This window comes from Pseudomonas fluorescens, from assembly GCF_001307275.1.
Taxonomy (GTDB): Bacteria; Pseudomonadota; Gammaproteobacteria; order Pseudomonadales; family Pseudomonadaceae; genus Aquipseudomonas; species Aquipseudomonas fluorescens_AA.
Genome location: NZ_CP012831.1, coordinates 5,916,467 through 5,931,689, shown reverse-complemented (window position 1 = coordinate 5,931,689; position 15,223 = coordinate 5,916,467). Strand labels below are relative to the sequence as shown.

Below are 15,223 nucleotides of genomic sequence, written 5' to 3'. Positions count from 1 at the left end.
TCAGAGCGCACGACCACGGGCGGCAGACAGTGTCGCGTCACGCCCGTAGATATCCGGGATATACACCGCCTGGCCCTGGCTGTCCGCTTGTGCTGTCCAGTAGCCCAGCAGGATCGGCACGGGCCGGGCCAGCCTGAACTCGTGGGTCGACTCACTGGCCAGCAACGTGTCGGTGCGCGCGCGTTCGGCCGGGCTTACCAGCAGGTCGCGCAAGTGCATCACTTGCTCGATCCGCACGCAGCCTGAACTGAAGGCCCGCGGGCCTTTGCTGAACAACGCCTGGCTCGGTGTGTCATGCAGGTACACCGAAAACGGATTGGGAAAACGGATCGCCATTTTGCCCAACGGGTTCTTCGGACCTGGATCCTGGCGCAACATGAGATTGCCCGGGTGCTCCCAGTCGATATTTTCCGCCAGCAACGGCAGGCCATCGCCATCGAGGATCCGCAGGTTGTGGCGGCTGAGAAACTCCGGATCGCGACGGATCTCGGGCAGTTTGTCTTCGCGCATGATGGTCGGCGGAATGGTCCAGGTCGGGTTGAGTGTCAGTCGGGTGACGTGGGATTTGAGCAACGGCGTCTGCCGTTGCGCACGGCCCACCTGGGTGCGGGTTTGCCAGACCGGCGCGCCGCCCTGGTAGACCGTCAACTGCGCCGCCGCCACGTTGACCAGGACGCTATCGGTCTCCACGTCCTGGGCCAGCCAGCGCATGCGCTCCAGGTTGATGCGCAACTGCTCGCGGCGCATGGCCGGGCTGATGTTCAGCTCGGTAACGGTCCACGGCCCCACCACGCCATCGGCCTGCAACGAATGCTGGGCCTGGAAGCTCTTCATCGCCTCCACCAGCATGGGGCTGTAGTGCTCGTCGCTCACCTGCGGCGGCGTACTCAGGTAACCCTCGTTGAACAGTCGTTGGGCCAGGGCGGGTACGCGGGCGTCCTGTTTGTCCGGTTGCAGCAACGGCCCGCCCGGCACCGCTTGCCATTCGGCCAAAGGCTGTTGCCGCAGCCGGGCATAGAGGCCGCGCAGGTTGCGGTAGAGGTCCAGGTTCGGCCGCGCCTGTTCAAAAGCGTCGGCCAGGTTCTGCAGACCCAGCCCGGCGATGGCCAGTACCACGGCCGGGTGGTCCTGTGGCGGTGGGTTGGCCTTCCACACCGGTTCCAGCCGGTCTTGAGGCAGGTAGCCGAAACGCAGGTCATGCAAGGCTTGCAGGTAGCGCCGGCTGATGGCGATGTCGGCACAATGAGGGACTTGGGTTACCCCCTCGCCCGGCAAGCCATAGCGCGCGGGATCCAGACCGTCATCGGCCAGTTGTTGCAACTGGACCTGCAACGCCCCCCGTCGTTCGTCGTCCGACCAGACTTCCTGGCCTGCGTTTTGCTGATAGAACGCCTGCAAGTCGAGCAGTGTCGGAAAGTCGGCACCCACCGCGACGTCCGGGCACGCGGCCGCCAATTGCGCCAGGGTGGTCTGCACCAGTGCCGGATCGCTGTCTTCGGCTGTGGCGACCAATGGCGCAGTGAGCAATAAAAGGCTCAGGTAACATGCGGACTTTTTGAACAACTGCTTTACTCCAATCCATGGCCGTCTCGTTGACGGTGAATTTTGCGACAGGTACGACCCGCCATCATGCAGACAAACGAAATCGGACGGGATGCCGCGAACGAACACCACGTTGGAACCCCTTCGCCTGTATCGGGCTTTTTGCGCCGATTCTGCCTGCTCATGCTGGGCCTGGGCATCATTTGCAGCCCGGCGCTGGCCGAAAAAAAGGCAAAGTCGCAAACGCTTTACCACAGCCTCGCCCAGGCAGCGCCGGAACTCAATCCCCTGGCGCTCAAAAGTGCCTTGAGCGCCATGCAATGCGCGGTCGCCAATGGCGCTGGCCAGGCCCGTCACCTGGCGGTGATCGACTACTCGCAACCGTCCACGGCCCGGCGCTTGTGGATCTTCGACTTGCGCCAGAAGAAGCTGGTGCTGCGCGACCTGGTGGCCCATGGGCAGAAATCCGGGGAAAATTTCGCCACGCAATTCTCCAATCGCCTGGGCAGCTATCAGTCGAGCCTGGGCCTGTTCCGCACCCAGGAAAGCTACCAGGGCACCCACGGCTATTCACTGCGCATGGACGGCCTGGAGCCGGGCTTCAATGACCAGGCCCGTGACCGGGCCATCGTGATCCATGCCGCCGACTACGTGAATCCGCTGTGGAGCGTGCGCCAGGGACGTATCGGCCGCAGTCAGGGTTGCCCGGCCGTGCGCCCGCAAGTGGCGCGGCAGGTGATCGACAAGCTCAAGGGCGGCCAATTCATGTTTTCCTGGTACCCGGACCCGGGCTGGCTCAAGCGTTCGGCCTATCTCAACTGCCAGCCGCAACAGGTGGCGAGCATTCTGGCTACCAGCGGTGGCTGAACAGGCCGTCGCTGCGTAACTGAGCGGGAGCAAGCTGTCTCGCCACAGGTTAAAATGCCGGCCTTTCGAATCGCTGGCCTTGCCTGATGACCCCTCAAGTTCTACATGACCTGCAGACCCATTTGCTGACAGCCCTGGCGTCCCCGCCGGAAGAAACCCGCCGTTTGTTCCATGGTCGCGGCCGCTGCTGGCCGGGGTTGGAGCAGATCACCGTCGACTGGCTGCAAGGGATTGTGCTGGTATCGTTGTTCAAGGAACCGGAACCGACGCAGTTGGATGACTTGATGTCCATGCTGCTCGCCCTTGCCGCCGCGCCCGCCTGGAAAAACAGCGGCGCCCGTACCCTCGCCGTGCAACACCGCTACCTGCCCCAGAGCCTCACCCAATGGCTGGTGGGCGACCCCATCGACGAATGGACCCTGACCGAAGGTGGCCTGCGCTATCGGATCGACTTGGGCAAGAAACAGAACAACGGCCTGTTCCTCGACATGCGCTACGGCCGTGACTGGGTCCGAACCAATGCCGCCGGCAAGCGCGTGCTGAACCTGTTCGCCTATACCTGCGGCTTCTCGGTGGCGGCCATCGCCGGCGGTGCGCGGCACGTGGTCAACCTGGACATGTCGCGGGCGGCCCTGAGTCGAGGCCGTGACAACCATCGCCTGAACGGCCATGACCTTGGCCAGGTGAGTTTCCTCGGCCATGACCTGTTCAAATCCTGGGGCAAAGTGATCAACGGCGGACCCTATGACCTGGTGATCATCGATCCGCCGACTTTCCAGAAAGGCAGCTTCCTGCTGACCAAGGACTACCAGCGGGTCCTGCGCCGCCTGCCGGAACTGCTGACGGCCGACGGCACGGTCCTGGCCTGCAGCAATGACCCAGCCACCGGCCCGGACTTCCTCATCGACGGCGTCACCCGCGAAGCCCCCGGCCTGACGTTCGAGCAGCGCCTGGCCAACCCACCGGAGTTTCCCGATGCCGACGTGCAATGTGGCCTGAAGGCGCTGGTCTTCACAGCGGCAGCACCGGCCACCAGGCGGTAACCAGGCTCCTGGTCACCCGGCGCACCAAGGCCTCGACCTCCCGGCTCTTGACCGAACGGTAGATGGCCATGGTGCGGCGCAACTGATCCTCGTTGAGCGTCACCGGCTGGCCACCCCTCCAATCCACATCGGCGACGGCTTCGAGCCCCGCGCGACGCCAGACGATCCGCTCGCCTTCGGTGACCGGCTCCAAGGGGCTGGGTAATTCGGGGTCCGGCGAAACCAGATTATCCAGCATGACCTGGGGCCAGCGGGACGGATCGATGGGCTCGCTGAAGGCATTCACCAAATCGTCATCGACGGTTTCCCAGATCGCCAGTCCTTCGGGCCAGTCGCGGGACATCAACCCCAGGTAAGGTCGCCAGGTCATCTCGCCGGTACGTGGGGTTTGATCGTTGCTATTGAACGTATCCTGAGCGTCGCTGAGCCAATCGATGAACGCCTCCCGGCTCATTTGCGCCTGGCGTTGCACCGGATCGATAAAGCGGTCCATCAACGCGAAGTCCCAATGGGAGAGATGTTCCGCCAGGAAACTCGAAAACGGCGCCCCGTCCCGAGCCAGTCGTGCACGCATCACCGACTCGAACATCGTGAAGTGCAGCTCCAGCTCGCCGATGTCTGGCTGCTGCCTGTCCTGGCTGCGGATTTGCAAGCGCGTGCGCAGTTGGCGAAGTTGCACATCGAAATCGCCAATCAAGGTAGGCAGGCGGCCATAGACGTTTCCATAGCCGATAAAGTGCTGCAGAACCGCCCCGGCCCTCTGGCGAACGCCAAACGCCAGTCCAGCGGGGGAATCCTCGTCGGCTTCGCGGACACGGCCAGAAAACCAATCGATGAAACCCCGCATCCCGGGATCGTCACGGGCGACCTCCAGTGCCCTTTGGAGCGAGGCAGAAATGTAAAGCCACTCGTCGACGGTGTAGCGAAACGCCTCGGGAAACACATTGCGCAGGGCATTGATCTGGGCGCTGGGCAAGGGATTGTCGTCAAGCCAGACCCCAAGTGTGTCAAGGCTCGGCAAACGGTTGAGCGCCGGGAGCAGGTCATCCTGGATAGAGGTGATACGGTTGCCGCTGAGATCGACGACGAACGTATCGGAGATGAACACATCGGAATGCCTGGCCAGCACCGCCAAGGCCAACGAGGGCACCCGATCCAGGCCGGTCCTGCCCAGTTCCAGCGTCATCAGGTTTGCAAGCTCGGGGAGCTCCGGCAGGTCCCGGCAGTTGTTTCCACTCAGGCGCAGTTCCTGCAAAGCGGTGGCACTGCGCAGGAAGGTGCTGCCCTCCTCGTCCAGCCGCAAGCCACAGCGCGCCAGGTTCAGCGCTCGCAGGTCGGGCAATGTGGCCGTCAGGGCCTGCAACTGCTCGGGCGTGAAATCCAGGTTGTCGGCCCATATGACTTCACGCAGGGACGGTAGCGAAGCCAGGCTGCCAATGGCGGCAAGCACCTCGGCGTTGGTTCCCGAAGCCGCGCCGCTGCTGATCCCGGACAGGTCCAGGGTCCATAACGGGATCGTGGGATCGTCGCCCAGCAGCGGCGCAAACACCTCCGCGTTCAGGTGCAACGGGTTGCGGGCCAACGACAGATCCACCAGCGCCCGCAACTCAGTTACCGCAACGGGGACGGCGGTGAGGTGATTGCCCCGCAGGCTAAGCGATTCGATGCCGGGGAACATGCGCAGGAAATCTGAAGGATCCTCGACCAGCTCCAGGTTGGCCAGCACCACTGATTCGATGTGCTCGAAACGAACATTGACGGGGGGCAGCCGGCCGACGTTGATGTTTTCTATCCGCAATACCAACTCTGCGCCCTCCCGGCCCGGGTCAGGCGCGCGCTGCCAGGCCCGGCGAATTTCCCTCGCGATGACCTGGCGCTGCGCGACCAGTGCCTCACGGTCCAGTATCTGTTCGGCGGGGTGATGAAAGCCTTCCTGGTCGACCCATTGGCGCAGCCCCTGGTCCAGGGTGGTCCATTCGTGCTCCAGGCGGGTGATCACATCGTTGAGGCTGATGCCCTCGAGTCCGGCCTGTTCAGTCAGGCCAAGCTGCAGCCGTTCCAGTGCATTGCCCGCGTGGGCGGGATAGAGCCGCTCCAGACGCTGACGCGTGCTGCCTTGCCACTCCTGCAACGGCAGCCGGCCACGGCCGCTGAGCGGGTAAACCAAGTGTCCGTTCAGCCATTGCGGACGAGACCCGAGGCTGCCCAGGCGACGCATCGCCAAGTACGGACGCAGGGCTTGCCGGTCTTCCAGGGCCTGTGCCAGCAGTTGGCTGCGCAGCCGGTCCGCCTCCCAGATGTTCAGGCCCAGGGCGCTGCGAGCCTCATCCGGCATGGCACTTAGCAGCGCAGCCTCCAGGGCGACGGCGTTCGCCAGTTCTTCGCCGGTTTCGTCGAAGGGGCGGTACAGTTCACCTTCCTGGCGGATGACTTTCAGCGGCCCGGCGTCCCCCAACTCGACCGGATCCGCCAGCTCGCGCAACCACAGGCGCAGGTGCAGGCGACCGCGGAGCCTGGGCATATCCGCCAGCAGGCCCATGACGATGCGATCCCGATCGACGCTGCTTTCGCCACGTTCCAGGGCGCGCAGCGCACGGCTCAAGCGCAGCTCGCGCAACGCTTCGGCCGCCCGCCTGCCGAGGTCCCCAGCCACCCGCCCCTCGAGCAAGCGCAGCCGGTCTTTGCCTGTCACGTCGCGAACGAGCTCGTTGGCGATGGATTCAGGCAGGCTGGGGAATGCCTGGACCAAGGGAACTGCCAGTGGATCGAGTCGGGTGGACCTGCCCATGGCCATCGTCACCCGCCTGGCGTCACGCTCCAGGCGGGTGGCCCAACGGCTGGCCAACAGGCGACTTTGCTCCAAGGGTTGCAAACCGATACTGCTTTGCCCCAACAGTACGGTTTGCTCATCGCTGCTCAGGCCTTCCAGGATGCGAGCGGCCCAGGCGTCGTGGGCCAGGTCGGTTTTGGTCAGGAGGATGGAACGGGTGTCGGCCGTATCGCCTACCGGGTAGAGATTGACGCCATCGTGGTAGCGCAAGGTCATGTCTTCCGGCCAGCCCGGCAACTCCACGAGGGTCTGGACGATGCGAAAATGCATCCCTTGCGGTGCTTCGCCACGGCGCAGGCGTTCGATGGTGCGCCGCACCCATTGCCAGTTCCGCACCTCGTCCAGGGCATCGGCCAGTATGGCCGGCATTGGCCGCGCCTCCACTTGCAGGTAGCGCAGATGCGCTTCGCTGATACCGACCTGGCGTTGCAAGGCCAGGATCGTAGAGTCGTCAAGTTCGGCGGGCGTCTCGGCGAAGGTTCGCAACAGCTCCAGGCCACTTCGCTGCAAGGGGTTGCGATGCGCCCACTGCCAGCCTCGCGTGCGGTTCCATTCCAGCGGCGGTGCAACGCCCCTATGCCCGGGAGGCAGGCGCAGATTCACCTTGTCCCGCGTGCCTTGGACCTCGAAGTAACGATCCTCGATCCACACCCAGGCCTCGTCAGCGGTGCGCCAGACACCCCAGGCGTCCTGCTCGGCCTCCACCGGAGGCAAGCGCTGTGCTTCGAAGGCGCGCACGTCGCCATTCCACAGGCGGGTGGTGCCGTCAGCGACGGGCATGGGCTCGATGGCTGCGCCAATGAAACCCAGGTAAGCGCCCTGGGCAACCCCGAACAAGGCGTTGAAGATATGCTCGATACCTTCTTGCGCGTGACCTTCATTGAACGCCTGGATCCCTTCGAATATTTCATACACCAGGCGCACCCCGCCCACCGCGGCGGCAACCATGCCCACCGGCGCGCAGAACGGGAAAAAGGTCGCGGCGACCATCAGCGAACGCTCGACCAGGCCTTCCCAGTATTCGAGGCGGGCCAGCAGCGCCCGCCAGTCCTGGTCCCGGGTCGGGACCATCAACGCCGAGGCGTTGGCCAAGGTATGACCGCGCCATTCATGGTAGGTGGAGTGCCAGGGATCCTCGCGCAGGTCATCCAGGCCCCAGGCCACCTTGGGCGTGGGGATCCGAATGCGTCGAGGGTTGTCGTCCTCGCCTCGCTCACCCTCGCGCCAACCGGTGATGCGGGCATGGATTTCCTGGAAGAGGTTGAGGTTGTCCGTGACCTTCCACTCCACCTGATCGTGCAGGGCCGATCCCAGGCTGGCCTGTAGACGCAGCGGCAGATAACGCAACAGGGTCTGGCGGTAACTGCGTTTGCGGACCCGCTCAGTCAGCTCGGCCGACAGTGCCTGCAAGCTGGGAAACTGCTTGAGCGGTGCCACTGCATCATGGGGCATGTGCAGCACGATCGGGCGAACACCATTGGCATCTCCTTCCAGTCCCCAGTACACCCGAACGCCGAACAACGGCGCCGACAGCAACGCCAGCGCCTTGACCTCGCAGGCCAGCGGCGCCACGGGCCGATCTTCCAACTGCACGCCGACGTGGGCCAGCAAGCGCTCACCGGTGTTGTCCAGACGTCCATCCAGCTTCGCCTCGTAGGCGTCATAGGCGAGCTGGCTGCGTGCATAGGCCATGTAGGCCGTGGCGACGATGGGCACCTGATGGCCGATACGCGGCAGCCGCCACTCGAGCGAGCGCCGGTAGGCCCCGCCCACATCCACGCTGCGGCACAGGCGAGCGAAGCTGGCCGGGGTCATGGGCAGCGGCGCGGTATCCGCTGGGGCGCCCCAACGATAGAACTCCCCGGGCTTGCCCTTGATGAAAAGTTCGCCTTTTCGATCGAACGCGCTGCCGGTGACTGCATCGTCGGGAGGATAGTTGCGCATGGCCGCCTCGACGACCGATAGCGCGGGGTCCGTGACGAACGAACTGCGCCGGACCCTTGCCCGACGTAGCGCATCCGCGACATCGCCGCGGCCATTGACCTGGCTCCAGCCTTGCACCTGCGGCTGCTCCTTGAGCAGGTCGAGGGTAAAGGCATAGGGCGTGGGCAGGTCCTTGAGCAATGCGTTGAGTGCATCGCTGTCGTGTTGCAGTTGCCGGGTGAGCACCCTGAAGCGCTCCTGCTGGGGCCGTGGGGCTCGTTTCAGCCAGGCGGGCAGCCTGGCCTGGATAAACTCGACATGGGTATCGAGGGTAGACATGGTGGACCTCCATCCTTGGGGGCGATTGAGTGCGTTGACGTGGCCGATGCTCTCCAAACCGATCGGTTTTTGAAACCGCGCAACCGTTGCAAGGGGTTGCGGGCGTCAGCGCAGCAAGCGCTCAGGCGCTACCTTCCCGCCGCGGCCTGCGTGCGCAGCAGATCAATGAACAACCCCAGCTCCCGGCTCACCGGCTCCCCCTTGCGCCGCAACAAGCCAAACGGCGCCAATTGCACGTCCAGCGCCACCGGGAGCGCCACCACAAGGCCCATCTTCAGGTAATCGCGCAAGGCGGTTTCCGAGAGCACCATGATCGCGTCGGTCAGTTGAATCAGCTGTTGCATGGAATACACCGAGCTACATTCGATGATGTCTGCGGGCGTCGGCAGCGCAAGACGTTGCAACGCTTGATCGAGGCCGATGCGCGCCGGGCTGGTTTCCGGCTGCAGGATCCACGGCCAGTCGCTGACCAGTTCGGCCAGGTCCAGTTTTTTGCGCCGGGCCAGGGGATGGCCGGCGTGGACCACCACCAGCAGTCGTTCATTGCCCAGTTGCTCGAAGTCATAGTGCTCGCTGTCGGTGGAGGCGTTGCGCCGGGCGATGGCCAGGTCGATGCGGCCCTGCTCCAGCAACTGGATCACCTGGTCGCTGGTGTCCCCCATGATGCGGATCCGCAGCTGCGGATTGAGCGCCTTGATCCGGGCGATGGAGTCCATGACCAGGTCCGGCGCTGCCCCCATGATGGTGCCGATGGACAGGTAGCCATAACCGCCCTGCTGACGGGCCAGCAGGTCTTCGGCGCAGCGGTCCAGACCGCTGAGGGCCAATTCGGCGAAGCGAATCAGCTCCTGGCCCAGGGCGGTCGGGCGCATGCCCCGGGGCATGCGCTCGAACAGGTCGCAACCGAACATGTCCTCGATCTCGTGCAGCATCCGGGTCGCTGCCGGTTGCGACATGTTCAGGCTCTGGGAAGCCCGGTGCAGGTTCTGACTGGCGCTCAAGGCCACCAGCATGTGCAAATGTTTGTAGCGCAGACGGTTGAACAGGCTGCGTGACAGCACGGGATGGGTCATGGATTGGCCTCTGATTACCGATACCTTGAGGGTATCGATTGTTAGCGAGATTCGATTTGTAACGCATCAATCGCCCGCCGTACAGTCCAGCCCATAAGAACAAATACCTGCTAAAGGACTCCCGCGATGAAGACTCTTCCTGTGTCTGTGCTGGCCAAGATTTCCTGGCGCCTGCTGCCCTTCCTGTTGCTGATGTACATCATGGCTTTTCTCGACCGGGCCAACGTTGGCTTCGCCAAACAGGCCTTCCAGGCCGACACCGGTATCGGCGACGCCGCATTCGCGTTTGGTGCGGGCGTGTTCTTCGCCGGTTACGCACTGCTGGAAGTGCCCAGCAACCTGATCCTGCACCGCGTCGGCGCGCGGTTGTGGATGTGCCGGATCATGGTCACCTGGGGCCTGGTGTCGGCGGCCATGGTCTTCGCCCACAACGAAACCAGTTTCTACGTGCTGCGCTTCCTGCTGGGCGTGGCCGAAGCCGGATTCTTCCCCGGCGTGATCCTCTACCTCACCTATTGGTTCCCCTCGGCGGCCCGGGGCAAGGCCATGGGCTTCTTCTATTTCGGTGCGCCGCTGGCGTTCATTTTCGGCAGCCCGCTGTCGGGACTGTTGTTGGAGCTGGACGGTTTCGTCGGTGTTCACGGCTGGCAATGGCTGTTCGCCGTGGAAGGCCTGATGGCGTCGGCGGTGGGCGTGTGGGCCTACTGGTACCTGGACAACCGCCCCGCCGATGCGAAATGGCTGACGCTCGAAGAGCGCCGCCAGGTCCAGGAACTGCTTGATGCCGAGGACCAACACAAACAATCCCATGGCCGCAGCCTGCTCAGCGTGTTGTGCCAGCCTTCGGTGCTCTACCTGTGCCTGATCTACCTGCTGATCCAGGCCAGCGTCTACGGCGTAGTGTTTTACCTGCCGAGCCAAGTGGCCGGGTTGCTGGGCAGCAAGGTTGGCTTGTTGGTGGGTCTGGTCACGGCTATTCCGTGGGTTTGTGCGCTGTGCGCGGCCTACCTGATTCCCGGTTACAGCGACCGCACTGGCCAGCGTCGCCGCACGGCTACGTTGACCCTATTGATGGCCGCCGCCGGGATCGCCTGCTCGGTCAGTGTGTCCAGCCCACTTCTGGGCATCATCGCCCTGTGCTTCGCCGCTTCCGGCTTCATCGCCGTGCAGCCGGTATTCTGGACCTTCCCCTCCAGTTACCTGGCTGGCAGTGCCGCTGCGGCAGGCATTGCGCTGATCAACTCCTTCGGTGCCCTCGGCGGCTTCATTGCCCCGGTGCTGAAGAATTGGGCCGAAGGCGCCTTCCACTCTCCTGCGGCCGGCCTTTACCTGCTCGCCGCCACCACCGTCATCGCCGCGTTGCTGGTACTGGGCATCCACTCCCCCGGCCAACGCGCTTCGAACACACCGGCCACGGTTTAACTCAAGGAGCTGCACAATGGGTATCCCCACGATCAAACACGTCCGCGCCTTCGTCCTGCGAGGCGGCGGCGCGGATTATCACGACCAGGCGGACGGCCACTGGATCGACGATCACATCGCCACACCGATGAGCAAATACCCGGACTACCGCCAGAGTCGCCGCAGCTTCGGCATCAACGTACTCGGCACCCTGGTGGTAGAGATCGAGGCCAACGATGGCACGGTCGGGTTTGCCGTGACCACCGGCGGCGAGCCGGCGGCTTACATCGTTGAGAAGCACCTAGCGCGATTCGTCGAGGGAGCCCGGGTCACCGACATCGAAAAGATCTGGGACCAGATGTACCAATCGACACTCTATTACGGCCGAAAGGGCCTGGTGATCAACACGATTTCCGGCGTGGACCTGGCGCTCTGGGACTTGCTCGGCAAGATCCGCCAGGAACCGGTGCATCAACTGCTCGGCGGCGCGGTGCGCGATGAGTTGCAGTTCTACGCCACCGGTGCACGGCCTGACCTGGCGCAGAAAATGGGCTTCATCGGCGGCAAGATGCCTTTGCATCACGGCCCGGCCGAAGGCGAAGAAGGCCTGCGCAAGAATCTCGAGGCACTGGCGACGATGCGCGAACGGGTCGGTCCGGACTTTTGGCTGATGCTCGATTGCTGGATGAGCCTGGACCTCAACTACGCCACCAAACTCGCGGTCGGCGCCCATGAGCACGGCTTGAAATGGATCGAAGAGGCCCTGCCGCCCGACGACTACTGGGGCTACGCGGCGCTGCGCAAAAACGTCCCCAAGGGCATGCTGGTGACCACCGGCGAGCACGAGGCCACCCGCTGGGGCTTCCGCATGCTCCTGGAAATGGGCTGCTGCGACATTATCCAGCCCGACGTCGGCTGGTGTGGCGGGCTCACCGAACTGGTGAAAATCTCGGCTTTGGCCGACGCCCACAACGCGCTGGTGATCCCCCACGGCTCTTCGGTCTATAGCTACCACTTCGTCGCCACCCGGCATAACAGCCCGTTCGCCGAGTTCCTGATGATGGCGCCCAAGGCGGACGAAGTGGTGCCGATGTTCCACCCGCAATTGCTGGGCGAGCCGGTACCGGTGCAAGGCCGCATGCGGCTGTCGGTCCTCGATCAGCCCGGCTTCGGCGTGACGCTGAACCCTGAGTGCCAACTGCATAGGCCTTATAACCGCTAGAGGAGTCCACCATGACCATGCCCCACAACGCCTTCAAGGCCGCGCTGACCTCCAAGCATACGCAGTACGGCATCTGGGCCGGTTTCGCCAGCGGTTACGCCGCCGAAATCGTCGCTGGCACCGGTTACGACTGGATGCTGATCGACGGCGAACACGCCCCCAACACCGTGCCCAGCGTGCTCAGCCAGCTCCAGGCCGTAGCGCCCTATGCCACCGCGCCAGTGGTGCGAGCGGTGACCGGCGATGCCAACCTCATCAAGCAGCTGTTGGACGTCGGCGCCCAGACCCTGATGATTCCCATGGTCGAGACCGCTGAACAAGCCCAGGCCCTGGTGCGCGCCATGCGTTATCCGCCCCACGGCATGCGTGGTGTCGGCGGAGGCCTGACCCGCGCCACCCGCTGGGATGGCGTCGCCAACTACCTCACCACGGCCCATGAAGAGCTGTGCCTGATCGTCCAGGTGGAGTCGCGCACCGGTGTGGAGAACGTCGAGGCCATCGCCGCCGTCGAAGGGGTGGACGCGGTGTTCATCGGCCCCGCCGACCTGTCCATCGGACTTGGCCATGCGGGCAATCCTGGTCACCCCGAAGTCCAGGAACGTATCCAGTTCGCGGTCAATGCCACCCTCGCGGCCGGCAAGGCTTGCGGCATCCTCGCACCCAACGCAGAAGACGCCCGCCGTTATCAGGGCTGGGGTTGCCAGTTCATCGCCGTGGCCATCGACATCAGCCTGCTGCGCCAGAGTGCCCTTGCCACCCTTGCCCTCTACCGCGAACCCGCCACCGCTCAAACGCCGTCGCGCACTTACTGAAGGACACCGCCATGTCATCCGTTCCTGTGTTCCAGAACTTCATCAACGGCCAGTTCACCCACAGCGAGGCACACCTGGACGTGTTCAACCCGGCTACCGGGGCGCTGCTGTCCCGGGTCCCGGCTTCCAACGCCGCCGACGTCGATCAGGCCCTGGCTACCGCCCGTGCCGCGCAGAAAGACTGGTCGGCCAAACCGGCCATCGAACGCGCCGGATACCTGCGCCGCATCGCTGCCAAACTGCGGGAAAACGTCGCCCACCTGGCGCACACCATTACCCTGGAGCAAGGCAAGATCAGTGCCCTGGCCGAGGTGGAGGTCCATTTCACCGCCGACTATCTCGACTATATGGCCGAATGGGCCCGGCGCATCGAAGGCGAGATCATCACCAGCGACCGCCCCGGTGAAAACATCTTCCTGTTCCGCAAGCCCCTGGGCGTGGTGGCCGGGATCCTGCCGTGGAATTTTCCGTTTTTCCTGATCGCTCGCAAGATGGCCCCGGCGCTGTTGACCGGCAACACCATCGTCATCAAGCCCAGCGAAGAAACCCCGAACAACTGCTTCGAATTCGCCCGGTTGGTCGCCGCGACCGACCTGCCACCCGGCGTGTTCAATGTCGTATGCGGCGACGGCCAGGTGGGCGCTGCCCTGAGCGGTCACAAAGGCGTGGACATGATCAGCTTCACCGGCAGCGTCGCCACCGGCTCACGGATCATGACGGCGGCGGCGCCGAACATTACCAAGCTCAACCTGGAACTGGGCGGCAAGGCCCCGGCCATTGTGCTGGCGGATGCCGATCTGGCGCTGGCGGTGAAAGCCATTCGCGATTCACGGATCATCAACACCGGGCAAGTCTGCAACTGTGCCGAACGCGTCTACGTGGAACGCAAGGTCGCCGATCAATTCATCGAGCGGATCAGCGCGGCGATGTCTGCCACCCGCTACGGCGACCCGATCGCCGAAGCCGATGTGGAGATGGGCCCGCTGATCAACCGCCAGGGCCTGGACAGCGTTGAACACAAGGTTCGAACCGCCCTCAGCCAAGGCGCCAGCCTGGTGAGCGGCGGCAGCGTGGCGGATCGCTCCAGCGGCTTTCACTTCCAACCCACGGTACTGGCCGGTTGCAACGCATCAATGGACATCATGCGTGAGGAAATCTTCGGTCCGGTGCTGCCGATCCAGATCATTGACGACCTGGACGAGGCCATCGCCCTGGCCAACGACTGCGACTACGGCCTGACTTCTTCGATCTACACCCGGGACCTGAGCCGGGCCATGCACGCCATTCGTGGCCTCGACTTTGGCGAGACCTACGTCAACCGCGAAAACTTCGAAGCCATGCAGGGGTTCCATGCCGGCGTGCGTAAATCCGGGATTGGTGGGGCCGATGGCAAGCATGGTTTGTATGAGTACACCCATACCCATGCGGTGTACTTGCAAAGCTGACTTGCGATAGACCGAGGCTTGGCGAAGCGCTGCCTGTCTGGGGGCGCTTCGCACCCAGCGGGAGCAAGCCCCCTCGCTACAACGACTCTTCCCAGTCCTCCTATCTCTCAGACCACCAAGGTCAACCACGCCGATGCCAATAACAACACCGCCATGGTCCGATTGAACCGGCCCATCGCCACAGCGGAACGGCAGAACCGGGCAGCGCCGAGGCCCAGATAGGCCCACAGGGTCATGCACGGAATGGAAATCGCGAAAAAGGCCAGGGACAACCAAAGGACCCGGACCGTCCGGTCGGCCTCGGCGCCGGCAAACACACTGACCACCGCCAGCGCCATCATCCAGGTCTTGGGGTTCACCAATTGCAACCCGGCGGCCCCCGCCAGGCCCAGTCGCGGGCCCTCAACCGGACGCTCCGGATCGATGGCCTGGGCCGGGGCGCGGAAAATCTGCCAGGCCATCCAGCTCAACCAGGCAATGCCGGCCCATGACAGCAGGGTCTGCACCCTGGCGTGGCGCGCCAGCACGTCGCCCAATCCAGTGCCCACCAGCAACACCAGCAAAGCCGCCGCGGCGCAGGCCCCCAGAATGATCGGCAAGGTGGTGGTCAGGCCAAAGCGCGAGCTATGGCTCAGCACCAGGATATTGGTCGGGCCCGGGGTAATGGATGCGACAAAGGCGAACAAGGCAAACGGCAGTAACTGGTCCATGGAGCAACGTCTCGGT

The 15,223-nt window shown here is 64.0% G+C and carries 10 protein-coding genes; 6 read left to right on the top strand and 4 right to left on the bottom strand.

Going from position 1 to position 15,223, the window contains the following annotated elements; all coding sequences use genetic code 11:
• Positions 1-1,563, bottom strand: coding sequence for a L,D-transpeptidase family protein (locus AO356_RS26210; protein WP_060742265.1), 1,563 nt, complete (start codon positions 1,561-1,563; stop codon positions 1-3).
• Positions 1,564-1,725: 162 nt separating this feature from the next.
• Between AO356_RS26210 and AO356_RS26205 the strand changes: the two genes are divergently transcribed.
• Both AO356_RS26205 and AO356_RS26200 read left to right on the top strand, forming a co-directional pair.
• Positions 1,726-2,409, top strand: a complete 684-nt coding sequence (locus AO356_RS26205; protein ID WP_060743207.1) for a murein L,D-transpeptidase catalytic domain family protein — start codon at positions 1,726-1,728, stop codon at positions 2,407-2,409.
• Positions 2,410-2,495: 86 nt separating this feature from the next.
• Positions 2,496-3,452 (top strand): class I SAM-dependent methyltransferase, encoded by a 957-nt coding sequence (locus tag AO356_RS26200; RefSeq protein ID WP_060742264.1) that lies wholly within the window; start codon positions 2,496-2,498, stop codon positions 3,450-3,452.
• Here AO356_RS26200 and AO356_RS26195 read toward each other — a convergent pair.
• Positions 3,421-8,544: a dermonecrotic toxin domain-containing protein gene (locus AO356_RS26195; RefSeq protein ID WP_060742263.1), complete on the bottom strand. Its 5,124-nt coding sequence runs from the start codon at positions 8,542-8,544 to the stop codon at positions 3,421-3,423. The genes AO356_RS26200 and AO356_RS26195 overlap by 32 nt on opposite strands.
• A 128-nt stretch (positions 8,545-8,672) precedes the next feature.
• Positions 8,673-9,617: a LysR family transcriptional regulator gene (locus tag AO356_RS26190; RefSeq protein ID WP_060742262.1), complete on the bottom strand. Its 945-nt coding sequence runs from the start codon at positions 9,615-9,617 to the stop codon at positions 8,673-8,675.
• A gap of 126 nt (positions 9,618-9,743) precedes the next feature.
• On the opposite strand from AO356_RS26190, the gene AO356_RS26185 reads away from it, so the two are divergent.
• From AO356_RS26185 to aldA, 4 genes are read left to right on the top strand one after another with little or no spacing between them, the layout of a single operon-like run.
• Positions 9,744-11,039 (top strand): MFS transporter, encoded by a 1,296-nt coding sequence (locus tag AO356_RS26185; RefSeq protein ID WP_060742261.1) that lies wholly within the window; start codon positions 9,744-9,746, stop codon positions 11,037-11,039.
• A gap of 16 nt (positions 11,040-11,055) precedes the next feature.
• Positions 11,056-12,240 (top strand): L-rhamnonate dehydratase, encoded by a 1,185-nt coding sequence (rhmD, locus tag AO356_RS26180; RefSeq protein ID WP_060742260.1) that lies wholly within the window; start codon positions 11,056-11,058, stop codon positions 12,238-12,240.
• An 11-nt stretch (positions 12,241-12,251) separates the two neighbouring features.
• A complete protein-coding gene (locus AO356_RS26175) occupies positions 12,252-13,052 on the top strand; it encodes an aldolase/citrate lyase family protein (RefSeq protein WP_060742259.1) in 801 nt (266 codons plus the stop codon).
• Positions 13,053-13,063: 11 nt separating this feature from the next.
• Entirely contained in the window at positions 13,064-14,497 is a 1,434-nt protein-coding gene (gene aldA, locus AO356_RS26170; protein WP_060742258.1) for an aldehyde dehydrogenase, read from the top strand.
• 107 nt (positions 14,498-14,604) lie between these two features.
• On the opposite strand, the gene AO356_RS26165 is transcribed toward aldA, so the two are convergent.
• Positions 14,605-15,207, bottom strand: a complete 603-nt coding sequence (locus AO356_RS26165; RefSeq protein WP_060742257.1) for a LysE family translocator — start codon at positions 15,205-15,207, stop codon at positions 14,605-14,607.
• Positions 15,208-15,223 lie beyond the last annotated feature (16 nt).